Origin of the sequence: Ilyobacter polytropus DSM 2926, from assembly GCF_000165505.1 — a bacterium.
In the GTDB taxonomy this organism is placed as follows: Bacteria; Fusobacteriota; Fusobacteriia; order Fusobacteriales; family Fusobacteriaceae; genus Ilyobacter; species Ilyobacter polytropus.
Window position 1 is genome coordinate 1,454,619 of the sequence record NC_014632.1, and the last position, 19,737, is coordinate 1,474,355.

Consider the following 19,737-nt stretch of genomic DNA (forward strand, 5'->3'; position numbering starts at 1 on the left):
TTTCTCTCCACGATTCAGATTTTAAAATAATTATAGCATATTTTAACCATTTTTCAACGTTTTTATTTCCACTCCGGTGTAATAGTAAAATATTATTTCTCTATATTTTTTGCCCTTTACAGCAAGACCGTAAGCTCCGTACTGACTCATACCTACACCGTGCCCAGAGCCTTTTCCAAAAAAGACAAAATTTTCTCCGGCATCTTTTATCTTAAACTGTGTACTGTATATTTTATTATAGCCTACCATTCTCCTGAATTCATTACCAGTGACAGTTTTTTTGTCTTTTCCTATAAGTCTCAATGTTATTACCCTTCCATTATTCATGGAAAGAACTTTTATTTTTTTCACAGCAAATCCTGCACTTTTAGAAAGTTCAGCTTTAGTTATTGATGTGGTCCATTTTTTCCTAGGGGATTTCTCCTCGTTATTTCTGTCATCTCTGCTTCTCAGATAAGGCACTGGATTTCCACCCCAGACATCCTCATTATTAGCAGTAATTCCACCACTGGTAGAATGATACAATGCATTTATAGGTTTACCCCCAAACACTATTATCTCTCCTACGGTGTTATCTACCAGTTTATTTATTTTAGAATTTTCCCTTTCCATACCCAGATACATCTGAGAATTAACATTGTCCATTAGGTCAAATTCTTTATATTTGTAATTTTGAATATTGTGATAAAGATAAGTTCTAGCAGCCAAAATCTGTGCTTTTATAGCTTCCTCCGGGAAATAACTTCCTATTTCAGAAGGTACAACAGAATAAAGATATTCCTCTGACTGTACACTGTTTACAGGCATTATCTGTTTTTCATAAATTATAAGTTCTAAATCTCCCCTATAAGGACTAAAGTTTTCTCCATTTCTGCTTATTGAAAAAACAGAGTCAAACTCTCCCTGATAAACCCTTATAATATTTGATTTTTCTCCTTCAAAAGAGAGATAACTATTATTCATGGTCACAGTCTTTACCTGATCCTCAGGAACTTCAATAGTAACCTTTTCTAAACCATCACCGATCTCTACAAAAAGGGAACCTTTCTGGGCCTTAAAAAAAACCTTTTTTCCGGAAAATTTGTTGAGAGCTACCCTCAGATCCTCTTGTACAAAACTTCCAAAAGAAAAACTAACAGTTTTTAAAAATACGATTGTAAACAACATGATTATTTTTCTCATCATTAGTACTCCTGGATTTTTGTCTCTTTTCTGTTATAGATAAAAAGTATTTCTACCTCTCCAGACTTGTCAGATACGACATTATATTCAAACTTTTCAAATTCTGTTTTATTATGCCCCTCACGAATTGATTTGAAGTTCATACTTTTGAGTATTTCGTTGTATTTCTCCTTGTCTTTTATAGACTTTATCCAGTAAGGATAACTACCTGGTTTTTTAAGGGTCAAGTAATCATATTTCAGATATTCTTTGAATATTTCTATATCTGAAAAGCCTTTATAAAGATAAAATTCATAAAGGTGATTAAAAATAGAAACCTGCTTATGAGAAACTTTGAAATATCCACGACTGTCATAATATCTTGCTATATCTTCATAAAAGTCAAAAGGTCTTTTATAGTGATGTTTCAAAATATATTCTATAGTTTTAGGATAATTTTCTGAATTATAATAATAATCCAAAACTGTTTCTATTTTCTTTAAATCTGTCAATTCTTTATAACTTATAAATTCATTTGAAAGAACCTCATAGGTAGGAAAATTTAAAAATTTATAATTGTATTTTTCAACTTGACCAAATATAAGAGTTCCCTTGAGTACTTTTAGAAATCCTAGCTGAATCATCTCAGGCTTAAGTGAATAAACGTAATCAAAGGAGTTTTTAAATGTATCATAATCTTCATAGGGCAGACCTGCTATCAGGTCTAGATGAAGGTGGATGTTTTCTTTTATTCTTAGGACATTATTTTTTAATCTTTCCAAATCATTTTCTCTTTTTATAGCCTTCATGGTTTTTTCATTTATTGTCTGAACCCCTATTTCAAACTGGAAAAACCCTTGGGGTATTTTTTCTAAAAAGGCAATAGTCTCTTCATCAAATAAATCTCCGCTTATTTCAAAATGAAAAGTCACTTCTTCTCGATAATTTTCCAATAAAAACTTCCATAAATCCATATACCTTCTTTTGTCTATGTTAAAGGTTCTGTCAACAAACTTTATCAGAGTGATTCCTTCTTGAAGAAACTTCTTTAAATCTTCTTTCACCCTTTCTAAAGAAAAGTAACGTACACTTTTATCTAAAGATGACATGCAGTAAGAGCATTCAAATGGACATCCCCTTGAGGATTCATAATATAATATCTTATTTTTAGAATTTTTCAGTTCTTCTTCAGAATAAGGGAAAGGTATCTCATCTAAATTACTGATAGGAGGCTTATAGCCGTTAAATTTTATTTGCCCTTCTTTTCTATAATAGACACCTTTTACATCCTCTATAGATTCACTGAGAAGGTCAAGAGTGCTTTTTTCCCCTTCACCAGTTATTATAAAATCTATCTCTGGGTTTTCATGCATTATCTTGTCAGTGAGGTAACTCACTTCGGGACCACCTAGTATTACAGAAGTATTTGGCATAATTTTTTTTATCTCTTTTACCAGCTTAAATACATACTCCTTGTTCCATATGTATGTTGAAAATATTATTTTTTCTGGACTTTTTTCAAAAATATCCGTCAGAATAGCAGAAAGCTGATTATTTATGCTGCTCTCGTAAATTTCTAATTTCATGGAACTATAATTTTCTACATAATTTTTTATATATCTTATAGCCAAATTAGTATGTACATACTGACTGTTTATACCTACCAAAAGTATTTTACTCATAATTTACCTCTTCTTTTCGTTATCTTTTTGAAATTTCATATGCTCATCATAAGTTTTACTAAAATAATGACTTCCGTCTCCCTTTGCAACAAAAAATAGATAATCTGTCTCAAGGGGTTTAAAAGCAGCCTCTACAGACAGGTAATCGGGATTACATATAGGGGCTGGTGGCAGTCCTTTGTACATGTACGTATTATAAGGGGAATCTATTTCTAAATCCTTGTAATACATCCTTCTTTTGGCGTATCCATATAGATAATTTACTGTCGCATCTGAAGCAAGTTTCATTCCTATCTTGAGTCTATTATGGAACACTGAAGATATCAACTTTTTTTCAGCTGTCAACTGAGCTTCCCTCTCTATTATAGATGCCAAAATAAGCATTTTATAAAATTCTTCTCTATCTGGATATTTTTCTTTAGGAAATTTTTTTAAAAATTCTCCTAAGAAAATATCAGCTATTTCATTTTCACTAGAGCCTTCAGGAATAAAATAAGTTTCAGGGTATAAATACCCTTCGAAATTTCCATTAGGCGTAGGATAATAAAAATCTTTTTCAGATAAAACCCTCTGAAAAGTTTCTTTTTCCACAAGTTTATTTTTTTCAAGAGAATCTAATATTTCACTATAGGAATATCCCTCTGGAATTGTAAATTTAATCATTTTGTATCTTCCCTCTTCTAAGAGGTCTACTATATCCTTTATACTATAATCTCCATTGAGTTCATAATAACCCGCTTTTATATCTCTTCCGCCTTTTCTTATCTTTACATATATTTTAAATAAGATACTCTCAGATATTGGAAGAGACTTAAGGGATGTTTTCAATGGAAGCTTTTTATCAATCTCTAAAATTTGGCTATAATGTCTTTTGTTGATATTAATTCCCCAAAATAAAAAAGCAGTCATAATGAGAAAAATCAATAATACAAAGTTTAACCACATTTTTTTCATAAAAACTCCTTTATATAGCAAAGGGAGTATCTCTACTCCCTTCAATTGTTTATCTTCTTGCTTTTGCCTTTTCAACTAATGGTTTTCTTCCTTTTCTTTCTTTTTTGAAAGTTTCAAGAATCTCTTCAGCCTCTATAAAAGGAACTGTCATAAATGAGAAGTTTTCATAAACCTCTACTTTCTTTATCTTATGCTCAGAAATTGTAGTTTTTTTCTTTATCATATCAACTATTTTTTTAGGAGTTATTTTATCTTTTTTACCAAGAGCTATAAATAATCTTGATTTACCAGTTTTATCAACCTGTACATTATCTATATCTCTGTAATTATTCTCATCTAGAAGATCTTGGTAAGAATGAGTCAAAAGAGCTGCAACTACATCTGCAGGGCTTTCTCCCTCTAATAGCTCTTCGGCCATTTCTTGGAATCCTTCATATTTTCTTTCATCTAAAATTTCATTAAGTTCTTCACGCATTCTGTTTTTCTTAGCCTGAATTACTTCTTTTACTCCAGGAACCTTTTCTTTTCTTATTTCTGTCTTTACAATTCTTTGGATCTGAAGTATTTTTCTGTATTCAGATGGAGTGATAAAGGTAATTGCAGTTCCCTCTTTTCCTGCACGTCCTGTTCTTCCAATTCTGTGAACATAACTTTCAGGATCTTGTGGTATTGCGTAGTTTATTACATGGCTAAGATCATTTACATCTATTCCTCTAGCAGCTACGTCTGTAGCTATTAGAACATTTATCTTTTTCTCTTTAAATCTTTTAAGAGTGATCTCTCTGTGGTTTTGAGATATATCCCCGTGAAGTCCTTCAGAGTCATATCCTCTGTCCTGTAGTTTACCCACAAGAACATTAACGTCATTTTTTGTTCTACAGAAAACTATTCCGTAAAAATCAAGTTCTAAATCCATAATTCTGCATAGGGCTTCGAACTTGTCCTTTTCTTTAACTTCAAAATATATCTGGTCTGTGAGGTTTGTAGTAAGTTCAGTTTTCTTTACTGCAAGTACTTCGTGTTCTCCCATATGTTTTTTAGCAACTCTTAATATCTCTTTTGGCATAGTTGCAGAGAAAAACAACATTCTCTTATCTTTGCTGGTATTTTGAAGAATCATCTCTACGTCTTCTAAGAATCCCATGTTCAGCATCTCATCAGCTTCATCTAGTATAAAGTAGTCTATCTTGTCTAGTTTTAAGATCTTTCTGTTCATTAGATCTATTACTCTTCCTGGAGTACCTACTACTACGTCGATTCCTCTTCTTAGCTGTTTAATTTGAAACTCTATAGACTGTCCTCCGTAAACTGGAGCTATTCTCAAGTTTCTTCCGTGAGACAGTGAGTTCATCTCTTCAGCTACCTGAACGGCAAGTTCTCTTGTAGGAGCTAAAACTATTGCTTGTATGGATCCTGTACTTTTCTCTATTTTTTCAAGAATCGGCAGGGAGAACGCAGCTGTTTTACCGGTTCCTGTTTGAGCCTGACCGATAACATCTTTATCTCCATTTAATAATACTGGTATTGTCAAAGCCTGAATTGGACTCGGCTTTTCAAACCCCTTTTCTAGCAATGGTCTTAGAGTTTTTTCACTCAAACCAAGTGCTTTAAATTCTTTTAATTTTTCCATTATTCACTTCCTTTTCATTTAAATAATTTATTTAGCATTTCATTATAACATATTTTCGAAAAAAATACACTACCCTGAATAAATAGAAAGAGGGGGATCCCCCCCTCTATACCGACATAGCTTCCATAATATTTAATATATGGTCCCTCATTCTTCTATAGTGATTAAGTATATCCATGTAACCTGTACTTAGCATAGCAGGCATTTTATTTTCGCCTACTCTTTCCATATGATCGTTTCTGGCTTTTTTATATTCATTTTTTATATCAGTTGCTTTTCTCATAGCCTCTATTAGTCTATCTTTATCATTGGTTTTATATGCCTCATTTACAAATAAAAAGAAATCAGACACTTTTTCATGAACTTTTCTAAGATCATTTATTTTTGTTTCATTTAGTAATATATCGTTTTCACTGAGTTTTTTTAGAGTTTTGGATATTCTCAAAGAATAATCACTTATTGTCTCGTACTCATCACATACTTCTAGATTGACACGTGTTTCGTCTACATATTTTCTCTCTAATTCCCGATTCAGGATTATGAAGTTCACATCTGAAACTTCTTTCTGTACCATATCCAACTTATCCTCTAAATATTCCTGTTCTTCCACTATTTTTTTTATTTGAGTGCTGTCTTGCAATGCCAAGTTTAGACCAGTGAACATATTTTTTATATCTTCTCCCATATCAAGGACCTCTTTTTTAGTCTGGTCTATTACAAGAGTTGGAGTTTCTGCCATACGTATATCCAGATGTGTTACAGATTTTACCTTCTCCTCATCATCTTTTACCACTCTCATAAGGAAATTAGCTACAAATCCTATTATAGGAGTAAACAACAGCACGTTAGAGATGTTAAACATAGTATGTGCCGTAGCTATAAATCTGGTAATGTTCATCTCAGGATTTGCAAAATTATGAAGAAACTTTATATATACTCGAAACAATGATGTGGCCCATAGCACTCCTGCTATATTTATAATAGTATGTGCATACGCCGCTCTCTTTGCATTTGCCCTTGCTCCTATTGATGCTAGGCATGCAGTTATAGTCGTTCCTACATTTTCTCCTAGAACAAGTGCTACAGCAGTCTGATAATCAATAAGACCTTGTACCGCAAGAGTGATTGTTATACCTAGTGTGGCTGATGAAGATTGAACTATGGCAGTCATAAGGGCTCCTACGCAAGCTGCTAATAGAACACCAGTATATGTATCTGCATTAAATCTATGGAACATCTCTATAAACTCAGGCATAGTTCTTAGAGGTTTAAATCCTTGACTCATCAATTCAAGTCCAAAGAATATCATTCCAAGTCCCATTACTGTGAGGGCTCTTGTCTTGGCTCTGTCAGTTTTTACAAACATATTAGTTATAGCCGCAATACCAGCCATTGGAAGTCCGTATTTACCTATTTTAAGTACGAGTATCCATCCAGTTATAGTTGTACCTATATTGGCACCTAGGATTACTCCAAGGGCTTGCTTTAGTGTCATCAACTGTGCATTTACAAATCCGATGGTCATAACAGTACTTACAGATGATGACTGCACCATTCCTGTTACGAAGATACCCATTATTATAGCCATAAGTCTGTTTTTTGTAAGCACTGCCAAGGTTTTTTTTAGTTTGTCCCCTGCAAGCTTTTGCATTCCGCCAGACATATGTTCCATACCATAAAGGAAAATACCTAATCCTCCTAAAACCTTAAATAAAATATCAATTGCCATATTTCCTCCTAGTTCTTTTGTTAAAGCTATTTTAAAATACTGTTAAAGTATATCCTGCCTATGTTAAAAAAATATAAATTCAATGTAAAAATTGTGTAAAAATTTTTACATTGAAATTTTTTAATAAGAACCTTATCCCTTAACAGCCTTCAAATTATATACTATTCACTTAAAAAAATACACTCTTTTTATTAAAAGTTTTCTGTTTACACTTTTTACAAAAAATAAAAAAACCCGGTATAAAACCGAGTTAATTTTTTGTTATATGTTTTTTGGTAAGATTTTATTTAACAAAACACCTGTGAAGGCCGCTATTGCAAGTCCTGAAAGTGAAACTGTCTTCCATACAACTACATTATCTATGGCTATTCCCAAGACAAATATAAGAGATGCTATTATTAGGTTTCTTGAGTGTCCAAAATCCAAATCCGCTTCTATAAGAGTTCTCACTCCTACAGAGGCTATCATTCCAAATAATATAAGAGATACTCCTCCCATAACAGGTGTTGGAATAGTCTGAAGTATAGCTCCGAACTTACCTATAAAACTAAGTACTATTGCATAACCAGCAGCTATTCTAAGTACTGAGGGATCATATACCTTCGTCACAGCAAGTACACCTGTATTCTCACCATAGGTTGTATTTGCAGGACCGCCTAAAAACCCTGCAAACAAAGTTGCAACTCCGTCTCCTAGCATTGTCCTGTGAATTCCAGGCTCCTTAAAGAAATCTTTTCCTACAACTGCTCCGTTTGTTGTGATATCCCCAATATGCTCGATAAATACAACCATTGCTATAGGTGCTATAGCAAGAAGACCAGTTACTGAAAACTCTGGAATAGCAGTAAGGTCGTGTAAAGCTTCAGGAGAAAACCCTATCCAGCCTGCATTCTTTATAGGCTCAAAGTTGACAAGTCCTGCAGGTATAGAGGCCAAGTAGCCTAAAGTAACAGATATAAGTATAGGTACCAGTCTAAAGAATGACTTTTCCAAAACAGATATTGCAATCATAGATGTAACAACTATTAAAGCAATTATAAGTCCTTTTATATCAAAATGACCATTTGAATAACCTATCATTCCAAGGGCCACAGGACTAAGCCTTAGACCGATTACCATTATTGTAGGTCCTGTTACAATTGCAGGGAAAAATGAACTTACCCTTTCAACTCCATAGGTTTTTATTATATAAGCCATTGCTATATAGACCAGCCCGGCACCTATTACCCCGGCTTTTACAACCCCTATACCCTCTTCTTTTAAAACAAGGGATATCGCCCCGATAAATGCAAATGAAGAACCTAAGAATACAGGTACTATCTTTTTAGTACAGTAGTGAAATAATAAAGTCCCGGCTCCTGCTGTTAAGAGTGCAATTGAAGGATTTAGTCCTGTTAAAAAAGGTACCAATACAGTTGCTCCAAACATGGCAAGTACATGTTGCAGTCCCAAGATATATTTTGTTTTTGTTCCCAGTGTAGTCATCTTACCCTCCTTAAAATTTTCATTTTTTTTATTATATATAAAGTTTTTAGTAATTTTTTCAAAAAAAAAGAGACAACTGCCTCTTTCAAAAAGGCATCTATCCCCTTATTTTTTCAATAAACTTCTTTTCATTGACGATATAACGGATATGTTCCCCGTCGCCAACTATTTCATCGTTATATGTAACTTTAACATTGAAAAATAACTTTTTACCGTCTATTTTTGTTAACAGTGCTTCACATTTTAAAAGGTCACCTACAAGGTTAGCTTTCAAATGTTTTATATTTACAGAGATTCCCACTGTAGTATCTCCATCTTCCAGTTCTTTTTGAGCCAAATTAAAAGCCGTATTTTCCATGAATGCAATTAACATAGGTGTTGAAAAAACATCTAATGCTCCCGATGCCACTTTTGCAGCCGTTTCTTCAGCTTTTACAGTTTTCTCAAGAATAAGTTTCATTCCCTCTTTCAATTTAAACCCTCCCATTATTTTCAACTTTCCTATGGAGTCTACTATGTTTTTTCTGATTTTGTCAAGTATTTTTTAACACCTATTGTCTCTAGAGCCTTTAAATGTTATTATTTAAAAAAATAAAAAGGAGTGTGTTTATGAAAATATTTGTTATTTCTGATATTCACGGATCTTTGGAATATCTTGAAAAAGCCTTAGAAGCATATAAAAGTGAAAAAGCAGATATGATTCTCATTTTAGGCGATGTTCTTTATCATGGCCCTAGGAATCCGATTCCAAGATCTTATGACCCTCAGTCTGTTGCAAAACTTTTAAATAATCTGAAAAATAAGATTATTGCAGTAAGAGGCAATTGTGACAGTGAAGTTGATCAAATGCTTTTAGAATTCCCTATCATGTCTGACTTTTCAAATATCTTTTGGAATGATAAGCGTATATTTGCTACTCACGGTCATCTCTACAACATAAAAAAAAATCCTAATATATCCCCTGGAGATATACTAATACATGGGCACACCCATATCCCGCTTGCTGGAATTAACAATGATATATTCATATTAAATCCAGGTTCCATAACTTTCCCTAAAGAAAATTATCCAAATTCATATGGCATTTTTGAAGGAAACTCTTTCAAGGTTATATCATTTGATAGCAAAATTATAAAAGAGATAGAATTTTAAAATAATCCAAAAAAAGTAGAGGAATTTTATCCTCTACTTTTTACGATCAACAAATTTTCTGTCTTTTAATATATTGTAACTTAGAAGTATCATAAATATAGCCATGGATTCTTCCACACTTTTGAATATTCCCTGTTTTTCCACTGCACGGTCGTGAAATCTAAATCCAAATTCCATTATTTTTAAAAGATACTTATCATCATCTTCATAAGGTGTAAAGATCAACAAAGCAGCAATATAAAGCACGATAATAAATAGGGAAACCACCAGTAAAATAATAATTGTAGCCATATCAACCCCCCCTTTATTTTAGAGACACTAGTTAATATATTATACGGTATAAAGTTTATTTTCCTTTATTTTTGAAGTATACAGAGGAGAGTTCCATTTTCAAAATTTATTTCTGCTGTATTTTCTATTATGATGTTACTCATACAAATTGATGATCCTCTTTTTAATTTGTATCTGTCTAAGGGAAATTTAAATCCTTTCAATGTAAGTCGGCTTATCTCATCAGAAAAAGGTATAAAAGATACTTCTTTTCCAATTTGATTTTCAAATTTAAAATATCTGTCTACAGCAAAAATTTCTTCTTTTTCAGATATAAATTTAGTTTTTTTGTATTTAAAGATCAGATTCAGATTTGTGAGTGCATGATCAGTTCTGCCTCCCATAGCAGCAAAGACAATCACCTCATCATAATTTTTGGAATCCAAATACTCTAGGATTAACTCTCCGTCTGTAAAATCTTTATCTTTGGAGAACCTTTTTATAATAGTTTTTTTATTTTCATAGTATACCAGGACATCTTTCGAAACAGAATCCATATCCCCTATTATTTCAATAGGTATCTTACCAAGCTTGTATGTATGCATTGCTCCACCGTCGGCACAGTATATGTCATCGTCATCTTTTATAAATTCTTTGTAAAATTTATCCTCTTCTAAAAGTTCTCCGTTTAAAAAAACAATTGCTCTTTTCATAGGAATAGTATCAGTCATCATCTTTTGTTGTATCCACCTCTATAAAAACCGGAAGATGATCAGAAATACTTTTTCTCACCTCGCTATAATTTCCCTGTGTAAAATCTATAACTCCGCTGTTACCTGTAAACTCCTTTGTATATCTATAAGAGTAAAAAATATTATCGTATGAATTTGATAGTCCTTTTTTTCCTATAGTGGTCTTATTTACGGGATCTATTCCGTAGAAGATCTGATCTTCATGGGAAAAAAGACGTCTAAAAGAGTCATCGTAAGCAGGAAGATTAAAATCCCCTCCTATAAGTATATCCTGTTCATTTTCATCGATATCTTGAAAATATGTATATACCTTGTCTAGAAGATAAGCCTCTGCCCTTCTTTCTCTGATGCTGTCCCCGTATACCACGTGACATAAAACATAAGTAAAATCAAACTCTCCTATTTTAAAATCTGCTCCATAGGGCTTTCTCATATATTCTCTTTTGTCTGCAGTCTCATTGTCAGATTTATAAAAACCTCTTCTTTTATTAATAAGTTTTACCTTGTCATCTTTCCAGATATAGGCATAATATTCTCTGTATCTTTTTGTTCCGACACTATAGTCAGATATGAGATACTTCCACTTTTCTCCTGTGGTTCTTTCAAGTTCTGCAGTGAGTTTTTTCACTCCATCTTTTTTCATTACCTCCTGAAGGCCTATGAGATCAAATAAAGACAGAAATTCAGTTATACTCTTATAGTCTTTGTTTTTATCCCATCCTAGATGAAGGGAGTTAAAACTAGCTATGTATGCCTCCTGAGAAAAAACAGAAAATGAGATTAAAAAATATGTTAAAATCTTTTTAAAAAAATTCATATGTTATTCATCCTTTTGGGTTTTAATTAATTATATCAACTTTAAATAAAAATTAACAGTTATTTTAAATGAACTATTTTTATAACTATATTTATGAGTATATAACTGTATCATATATATCTTTTGGCTTATAGGGACTAACCATTTTTTCTAAAATTTTTCCCCATAAAAGTTTTATCTCAGCTTTTTCCAATTTTTCCATAGATATTAAGAGCTGTTCTTTATATATAAGTTCGTCTTTTGAATTTTTTATTCCCTTTATTACAAGCTCTCTGACTTTTTCCTCTTCTCCTTCTGACTCTTCTAGACTATAGTATTTAATCAGGAGAGCATTTTCTAAGTATTTCTCGAGGTAGATAAGTTTCCTTATAGAACTTGCTATAAAATCAATATTTAGATTGTTTGAAAACCGCCCCCTTCTATCTCCTTCAGTAATCAAAAAAGGTAGAAATACATCTTCAAAATGATATTCTTTAACATATTTTTTCAAAATAAAAAAGTTTTTAAAAAAACTTCTTCTCTTTACATCTTTCTTTATAAAATCCTGATCTACTAGGTATACACTCCCTATATGTTTAAAAAGTGAGGTGGTCATATCCTTAGAGTGACAAAAGTTTACAATTACATCTTCATAAGCCTTGTTTTTTTTAATTTTCATGATAAACTCTTTAGCCTCTAAGAGCCATTTTGAAAACTCTGGAATTTGAAAAAGTTTCTTCACAAAATTATGATCTCTAAAAAGATCTCTCCTGGTAGTCATATCAAAACTTATTATATATCTATCGAATTTTATATATTTTATGAAGTCCTCTATAAAAGCATCTGTAATATTAAATTCAATTATTTCATCTTCCTTTAGTTTTACAGTTTCCCTGTCTTTTATGTGACCCATTTTCTTTAGTTCTCTAAACAAAAATCCCATAAACAGATCTTTCATCTGGACTAAATAGCCCATCTCTCTCTCGCTAAAGGGATATATTCCTTTGAGCATATCTTCAAAGTTTATAAAATCATCTATTCCTATAATTCCGTTTTTATTTATTCCCACAGCATTCCAAGTGCAGGTATATGGAACTGTATACCCTTTTTTATCTGCCATCACAGCTACAAACTGGGCTATACCCCCTCCTAGAGAGTGCCCTGTTATAGATATATTCTCGATCTCAACTTCATCTGACCTGGCTATTGTTTCATAAACTTCTAGCCCGTCTTCAAACTGTTTTGGACGCTTTCCCATTCCTATAAGGAGATCAGTCTCTATAAAATCCCTGTAGGCGTCTTCTACCGGATAAGTTTCACTCCCTCTAAAAGATATTACAAATTTATTTTTCTTTTTAAAGGCGACAGCATAAAATCCCGAAGCCTTAGAATAAAAGTTTTTTCCACTTACAGTTCTGTTGTCCACATGAAAAATTTCCCATTCTCTTAAGAATTCCTTGAAATAGTCAAACAAAAGATGGTAGTTATCCTTAGTAAGAAGTATTCCCTCGTTGTTTACTATTCTTTCCCTGGATTTTTCATCTCCAAAAAGAAGTTCTTCTAGGGTTTTCCCATAATCCTCTTCTGAAAAATCACCATATGAAAGCATGCTCAACAATAAAAATTCCATAGCTGTATTCATAGAAACTCCTCCTACATTTTAAGGGTAACCAGTAAAAAATAAGTCAGTCCCCCTCCTAATAGAGCACCATAAAGAGTCTCCAGTGGAGTATGTATTTTACCCTCTATTCTAGACTGCATAACCATAAGGACAAGAAAAAAGCTGAGGAAAAATACTTTTATATTTTCTGTGATAAAAACCACATTGACCCATATAGAGGCTGCTAAAGCACTGTGACCGCTCACCATTCCGCCTTTTAAGGGGGTTCCTTTTTTATAACAGGATTTCATCCATATCACTGCCACAGCAACTACAGTTAAAATTATAGAAAAAACATGTTTATGGGAACTTCTTAAAAATTCGAAAGTCTGTCTGAAAATAATATCAAGTTTTTCGTCAAATATCACATATCCAACTATCAGGGAGTTCACTGCAGCAACTAATACTGCTCCTGCAGCCATATCCTTGGCATTCTTAGCAAGGGGATGATAAGATTTACACACTATATCTATAGAGTTCTCCACAGCTGTATTTATAAGTTCTGTTATCCAAACCAAAGAGATCGTTATGGTAAGAATTATTAGTTCATACTTTGTAACACCATACATAAAAGAAAGGATTATAACCATAAAAGTCGCCCATACATGGAACCTCATATGTTTTTCTGTTTTAATTGCCTCGACTACACCCTCTATAGCAAAATTAAAACTCTCTCTTATATTATGTGTCTCCTTCTTATCAGGCATAAAAACCACTCCTTAATCTCTAGTGTAACCATGTTTTTTAAGGATCTCTTCTTCTTTCTCCCTCATAATACTCTTATCTTCATCCTCTATATGATCATATCCTAAAAGATGAAGAAGTCCGTGAGTCAAAACATAATAAAATTCCCTCTGAAAATTATGCCCATAATCTTCCGCTTGTTCTTCTACCCTCTCTAAAGATATAACTATATCACCTAAAGTATCGTAAGGTCCTATTTCAAACTCTGTCTCATGATAAGCAAATGATATTACATCAGTAGGAGTGTCTTTCCCTCTATAATCCCTATTTACAATTTGTATATTTTCATTATCAGTGAGAAGCATAGATATATACACAGGTTTTTTTGCCTCGGGATATTCCTCTTCTAACACTCCCTTTATGTACTTTTCTACGTTACTTATATCTATCTTTTCTTCATATCCTTCTGTTTCATTTCCAATTTCAAGTACCAATTCCATTTTTTCCTTCCTTTCAGATCCTTTTTTTATATCTGAATTATACCAAATTTTCCAAAAAAAACTTTCAATATCAAAAAAAATTAAGAAAGATGGGACTTAAGCCCATCTTTCTACTTTTGACCCGGATATTTTATCCTAACATGATGAATACCCATAAGCACCTTAGTAAAGGTCTTTATAATAATCTCTATCTCTTTAAATGTAAGATTCGCCTCAGAAAGCTGGTTATCCTCTATCTTACTGCTCAGTATTTTTCTTATCATTTTTTCTATGGTTATAGGAGTTTTCTCATCTAGAGATCTCACTGCAGCCTCTATAGAATCTGCTAACATTATTATGGCTGATTCCTTGGTTCGCGGCTTTGGCCCTGAGTATCTAAAGTCCTCTTCCTGCACAGTTGGATTTCCTTTTTTGGCTTTATTATAAAAATAAGCTAGCAAGGTAGTTCCCTGATGCTCCACCATAATATCCCTTATCTCACGAGGTATCCCATATTCTTTTGCCATCTCTACCCCGTCACGGGTATGAGATGTTATTATAAGGTTACTCATTGATGGAGTAAGTTTTGTATGAGGATTCGTTCCTCCCTGCTGATTTTCCACATAAAAATTAGGTCTCTTCATTTTACCTATATCATGATAATATGATGCCACCCTTGTAAATATAGCATTTGCACCTATGGCCTCTGCTGCATTCTCTGAAAGAGTAGCAACAAGCATAGAGTGATGAAAGGTTCCCGGAGCATTTACAGACAGCTCTCTAAGAAGTGGATGAGAAAGATCTCCCAGTTCTATCAGTTTAAAAGGTGTAAGTATATTAAATGTCCTTTCAAAATAAGGAAGTAATGCTATAGTGAGCATCCCTGAAAAAATACCTGAAAGAAGCATTTCTCCACCTTTAATAATGGTATATACTGCTTCCTCCCTTAAAAACATATTTATCAAAATAACTATCAGCAGTTTCGTCACACCAAGCTGTACCCCTGCATTTATGAGAGTTGTCCTGTTTTTTATATTATTCATTAGATAGGTTGATAAAAGAAATGCCACACTGTACGTCACAAAGAATCCCTGATCAAAATCCACTATAGGCATAGAATACAGTAGTACAAAGGCTCCCATTATAGCTGCAAATTTAGTGTCTATAAGTATTCCTAAAAGGAAAAAAACAGCATCCAGCGGAAGAAAATACAGTAAATTTGACTTTGTAAATCTCAAAGATAAAAATGTGAAAGCCAGTATCAAAAAGGTACTTCTATACTTATTTTTGTTGACAATTTCAGATTTTAAATATCTTCTTGAAACATAATAAAAAACTACAGAAACTATTCCAAGATAGATTATATTTGCCATTATAAAAAATGCATTTCTTTCTCCGCTATAAAGCCCATATTCTCTTAGGGCACTAACTTGTGATTCTGTTAATATCTCACCCTTTTTTGCTATTACACTACCTGCCCTTACCTCTACGATTACATCATCGATCTGGGCTATTTTACCCTCTATAACCTTTTTAGTGGCTTCTGCATCATAGACATAGTTAGGAGATAGAAAATATCTCAAGACTATTTTCTCTTCTATACTTAGTCCCTCTTCAAATTCTTCTAAGGTTGCTGAAGTATTTTTCAGTTTCATATCTCGTGTTATGCCTATTTCATATATTTTTTCCAAAACATTTGTTATATTTCCACGACTTTTTTTGAGAACCTCTATATCTTCCTTTTTCAGCTGATCTAACAGACTTTTAGAAATAGCAGTATCTGTTCGACGTTTAAACTCCTCTAAATCAATATCCCTTCTGTTTGGTTCTTTAAGACTTATCAAAAGGCTGTAAAATTTATCTGCCTTTTGAACGGACAGTTTTTCTGATTCCGGTATATAGATATATTCTCTTTCAGATGAGTTTATAACATCATCTACCAGCCTTTCCTTTGCTGCTCGGTCATTATAACGGATTGATCTTGGTGCAATTATATCCTTTGTTACTACATCCCCCACATTTAAGGTACTAGTAAACAAAAAAGCTTTAGAACTTATGACTATTGCCGATATTAGAATTATAAGATATATTAACTTTTCACCTACGATTTCATCGTAATTTACATTATATTCTCTTTCCTCTTCTTTTTTCTTTTCCAGCTTGAAAACAAGTCTTCTGCCAAAAATTTCAATTTTTTTCATGAGACACACACTCCTAATTTTCACAACCAGATAAATGGCTTTTTAATAAATTAATTGAGAATCTCTCTTCTGGTTTTTATGCATATATTTTTTGTCGGTATAGCATTTAAAAACAGTTTACCGTATCTCTTTTTTATAATTCTCGTATCTAAAATAGTAATTATTCCCCTGTCATCCCGACTTCTTATTAGTCGTCCTATTCCCTGCTTAAATTTTATTATGGACTCTGGAATTTGATACTCCAAAAATGCATTTTTTCCTTCATTATCATAATTTTCTATGATCGCTTCTACTACAGGATCACTAGGAACTTTAAATGGCAGTTTTACTATAATTACAGAGCTAAGTTTCTCTCCCTTTACATCTACACCTTCCCAGAAGGAATCTGTTCCAAAGAGAACAGGTTTTCTGCTCATTTTATACATCTTGACCAGCTTGTTTCTAGGGGCCATCCCCTGGATAAACAGATCAAAGCCCTCTTCTTCTAATTCATCTTTTAACATATAATACATATAGTTCAAGGTTGAATAGGAGGTAAACAGTATAAAGGTGTTTCCTTTTGCACGTCTTACCAGCTCTTTCAGAAAATCCTTTATCTCAAAGGTAAAGCTCTTTTCCGAAGGAAGTGGAATATCTTTTGGTATATAAACTTTCATCTGCCTGTTATAGTCAAAAGGCGAATGAATAACAGCCTCTAAGGTCTCTTCATGAAGTCCTATAGAATTTTTAAAATAATCAAAATCATTTCCTATTGCTATAGTCGCAGATGTAAAGACTATATGTTCTAGATTGAGATAAAGACTTTTATCTAGTTCATCGTTTATTTTTAAAGGCGTTGCCACGAGTTTGGCATTACTCTTCTTTCCATTTACAGATACCCAGTATATAAAGTTACTGTCATCCATCTCATTTATAAACTTAAAATTCGTAAAAAAAGCTTCTAATCTGTCGATATATTTTATAAAGTCATTGATTACCCCTGTTTCATCTTCAGCTTCTTTTATGACTCTTATCAGACTTCTCAGTCTTTTCATATAAGAATTATACTCTATCACAAGGTCTTCTTCAGACTCTTTAAGCTCTTTCCAAAGCGTGCTGTGTTCTAATTCTTCGTGTCTTAGTCTAAGGTTTACAGTTCCCTGCTGACCTCTAGAAAAAACATTTATCATTCTCAGAAAATAATCATTTCCTCTTTTAAAAAGATTTATATGTCTTTCTATGAGTTCTTCTACTACAAGTCTTTCTACATCTTTATAGCTTTCATATTTTATATTTTTTAGATAATTTATAAGCTGATTATAACTACCGGCCTTTTTCTTTTTTTTCTTTCCTGTATTATATATCTGATTCATTGTTTTGGTAAAAGAATATTTAGAAGCCTCATAGGAAAAATAATCTCTGGCTACTTTTTCTATATTGTGAGCCTCATCAAAAACAACCATATCATAATCTGGAAGAATTGCATAATCAGTATTAAAACCTATCTCTTTTCTTATGGAAAGGTCTGCAAAATACATATGGTGATTTGTTATCAATAGATCTGCCTTTTTCTTTTGTTCTCTGGATTTCAGGAAAAAACAGTCTCCTTTATAAGGACACTTATTTCCCGAACAAACGTCTGCCTCACTCTGAAAAAATTCCCATACATAGGAATCTGCCTCAAAATGAAGTTCTCCTCTGTCACCTTCTTTGGTGCTAGAAGCCCATTTTAAGATAGCCTGAAATTGTTCTTTCTGAGATTGAGTAAAATCCTCAAAATCCACACTTTCCCCAGTGGCCATATTCATAAGCTTTCTGTTACAAAGATAATTTCCACGCCCTTTTACAAGAAGATAATTAAAATCACTTTCTATTACTTTTTTGGCAATGGGGATATCTTTATTTAAAAGCTGCTCTTGTAGATTAATTGTATTTGTAGATATTATGACTTTTTTTTCATTTTTTAAGGCCCACTCTATACTAGGTATCAGATATGCCAAAGTTTTTCCGGTACCTGTACCTGCCTCAACTATGACTTTTTTGTGGGAATTAAGTCCTTTTTCTATGTGTTTTGCCATATGCAGCTGTTCTTCACGGTACTCAAATTCTGGGAAAACCTGTGAAAGAAGGCCTTTTTTTTCAAAATAAGGTCCCACATCTATAGAAACTTCTGCATCTTTTTTTAATTCAACCATTACATATATATCATCAGCTTTATTATTTACTATATAAGAAGCCCCTTCCTTTTTATCAGAGTAAATCGCAGCTATCTGAACATCTGCATCTGACGGATAAAGATATCCCGAAGGGTGATTGTGAATAATAACTTCTCTTTTTTTCATCTGCTTCATTATTGCCGGAACAGAATTTTTATTTCCTCTTGCCAAAATTTCCACATGATCAACAATACCATTTTCGTCAGGTATGCCACGGAAAAAAACCTCATTTCCCCCTGCTTCGTCTATTGCAACTCTTATATTTTTTTGAGCTTCCGAGGAGATTTTTTCATTTATATCCATTTGATTTCCTTTCACAAACAGTCTCTGATATAATGTATATATTATCACAAATTACACTATACCACAAGTTGGTCAAAACTTAAGTAAAAAGGTATTTTGATATTTATATAAAATATTTTCTTTTATTTTATTAAACTTTATGATAAAATTTATTAGTCCATTGTACTAAATATTCGGTGTCTCTTTTGATGCTTACCTGTCAAATTAAAAGGCCTATGTCAATATACTTTTATTGACATTTTATGTTATTTATGATACTATTTTTTCAATTGAAAAGATTACCTTAGGAGGTTTTTAATTTGGCACACTCAAAATCAGCTAAAAAGAGAATATCAATCGCAGAAAGAAACAGAAAGAGAAATCAGGATGTTAAGTCTAGAGTAAAAACTATGGCGAAAAAAGTTTTAACAGATGTTGAAACTAAAAACGCTGAAGCTGCACAAGCTTCTTTATCTCTAATCTACAAAGAGCTTGACAAAGCGGTTTCAAAAGGAATTCTTAAGAAGAATACTGTTTCTAGAAAAAAAGCTAGACTTGCAGCTAGAGTAAACGCACTATAATTAGCTTTAATGTGATTTAAAGGATGTTGATTTTTCAACATCCT

Annotated in this window: 17 protein-coding genes; 2 read left to right on the forward strand and 15 right to left on the reverse strand. The window is 32.7% G+C overall.

Features of this window, described 5'->3' with window-relative positions; genetic code table 11:
- Window positions 1–42: 42 nt before the first annotated feature.
- The 7 genes from ILYOP_RS06725 to ILYOP_RS06755 all read right to left on the reverse strand — a co-directional run bounded on the left by ILYOP_RS06725 (window position 43) and on the right by ILYOP_RS06755 (window position 9,101).
- Window positions 43–1,185, reverse strand: a complete 1,143-nt coding sequence (locus ILYOP_RS06725; RefSeq protein ID WP_013387782.1) for a SpoIID/LytB domain-containing protein — start codon at window positions 1,183–1,185, stop codon at window positions 43–45.
- Window positions 1,185–2,843 carry a B12-binding domain-containing radical SAM protein gene (locus ILYOP_RS06730; RefSeq protein ID WP_013387783.1) on the reverse strand — a complete coding sequence of 553 codons (1,659 nt, stop codon included), beginning with the start codon at window positions 2,841–2,843 and terminating at the stop codon, window positions 1,185–1,187. The genes ILYOP_RS06725 and ILYOP_RS06730 overlap by 1 nt, the downstream gene beginning before the upstream one ends.
- Before the next feature lie 3 nt (window positions 2,844–2,846).
- Window positions 2,847–3,797, reverse strand: a complete 951-nt coding sequence (mltG, locus tag ILYOP_RS06735; RefSeq protein WP_013387784.1) for an endolytic transglycosylase MltG — start codon at window positions 3,795–3,797, stop codon at window positions 2,847–2,849.
- 49 nt (window positions 3,798–3,846) lie between these two features.
- Entirely contained in the window at window positions 3,847–5,427 is a 1,581-nt protein-coding gene (locus ILYOP_RS06740) for a DEAD/DEAH box helicase (RefSeq protein WP_013387785.1), read from the reverse strand.
- 106 nt (window positions 5,428–5,533) lie between these two features.
- A complete protein-coding gene (locus tag ILYOP_RS06745; RefSeq protein ID WP_013387786.1) occupies window positions 5,534–7,156 on the reverse strand; it encodes a Na/Pi cotransporter family protein in 1,623 nt (540 codons plus the stop codon).
- 261 nt (window positions 7,157–7,417) lie between these two features.
- Entirely contained in the window at window positions 7,418–8,641 is a 1,224-nt protein-coding gene (locus tag ILYOP_RS06750; protein WP_013387787.1) for a uracil-xanthine permease family protein, read from the reverse strand.
- A gap of 97 nt (window positions 8,642–8,738) precedes the next feature.
- Window positions 8,739–9,101: a thioesterase family protein gene (locus tag ILYOP_RS06755; RefSeq protein WP_187288116.1), complete on the reverse strand. Its 363-nt coding sequence runs from the start codon at window positions 9,099–9,101 to the stop codon at window positions 8,739–8,741.
- 149 nt (window positions 9,102–9,250) lie between these two features.
- On the opposite strand from ILYOP_RS06755, the gene yfcE reads away from it, so the two are divergent.
- The gene (gene yfcE / locus ILYOP_RS06760) at window positions 9,251–9,793 is read left to right on the forward strand and encodes a phosphodiesterase (RefSeq protein ID WP_013387789.1); all 543 of its coding nucleotides are present in this window, start codon (window positions 9,251–9,253) and stop codon (window positions 9,791–9,793) included.
- Between the two features lie 33 nt (window positions 9,794–9,826).
- On the opposite strand, the gene ILYOP_RS06765 is transcribed toward yfcE, so the two are convergent.
- The 8 genes from ILYOP_RS06765 to ILYOP_RS06800 form a co-directional block, all read right to left on the reverse strand.
- The gene (locus ILYOP_RS06765; RefSeq protein ID WP_013387790.1) at window positions 9,827–10,084 is read right to left on the reverse strand and encodes a hypothetical protein; all 258 of its coding nucleotides are present in this window, start codon (window positions 10,082–10,084) and stop codon (window positions 9,827–9,829) included.
- A gap of 65 nt (window positions 10,085–10,149) precedes the next feature.
- The gene (locus tag ILYOP_RS06770; protein WP_041921202.1) at window positions 10,150–10,776 is read right to left on the reverse strand and encodes a thiamine diphosphokinase; all 627 of its coding nucleotides are present in this window, start codon (window positions 10,774–10,776) and stop codon (window positions 10,150–10,152) included.
- A gap of 10 nt (window positions 10,777–10,786) precedes the next feature.
- Window positions 10,787–11,632, reverse strand: coding sequence for an endonuclease/exonuclease/phosphatase family protein (locus ILYOP_RS06775; RefSeq protein ID WP_013387792.1), 846 nt, complete (start codon window positions 11,630–11,632; stop codon window positions 10,787–10,789).
- A 91-nt stretch (window positions 11,633–11,723) separates the two neighbouring features.
- On the reverse strand, window positions 11,724–13,253 hold the full coding sequence (locus tag ILYOP_RS06780) for a Tle-like phospholipase domain-containing protein (RefSeq protein WP_013387793.1): 1,530 nt from the start codon (window positions 13,251–13,253) through the stop codon (window positions 11,724–11,726).
- An 11-nt stretch (window positions 13,254–13,264) separates the two neighbouring features.
- Window positions 13,265–13,978, reverse strand: coding sequence for a diacylglycerol kinase (locus ILYOP_RS06785; protein ID WP_013387794.1), 714 nt, complete (start codon window positions 13,976–13,978; stop codon window positions 13,265–13,267).
- A gap of 12 nt (window positions 13,979–13,990) precedes the next feature.
- Window positions 13,991–14,455, reverse strand: a complete 465-nt coding sequence (ybeY, locus tag ILYOP_RS06790; RefSeq protein WP_013387795.1) for an rRNA maturation RNase YbeY — start codon at window positions 14,453–14,455, stop codon at window positions 13,991–13,993.
- 110 nt (window positions 14,456–14,565) lie between these two features.
- Window positions 14,566–16,635 (reverse strand): HD family phosphohydrolase, encoded by a 2,070-nt coding sequence (locus ILYOP_RS06795; RefSeq protein ID WP_013387796.1) that lies wholly within the window; start codon window positions 16,633–16,635, stop codon window positions 14,566–14,568.
- Between the two features lie 50 nt (window positions 16,636–16,685).
- Window positions 16,686–19,148, reverse strand: coding sequence for a helicase C-terminal domain-containing protein (locus tag ILYOP_RS06800; RefSeq protein WP_245546497.1), 2,463 nt, complete (start codon window positions 19,146–19,148; stop codon window positions 16,686–16,688).
- A 284-nt stretch (window positions 19,149–19,432) separates the two neighbouring features.
- On the opposite strand from ILYOP_RS06800, the gene rpsT reads away from it, so the two are divergent.
- Window positions 19,433–19,693, forward strand: coding sequence for a 30S ribosomal protein S20 (rpsT, locus tag ILYOP_RS06805; protein WP_013387798.1), 261 nt, complete (start codon window positions 19,433–19,435; stop codon window positions 19,691–19,693).
- Window positions 19,694–19,737 lie beyond the last annotated feature (44 nt).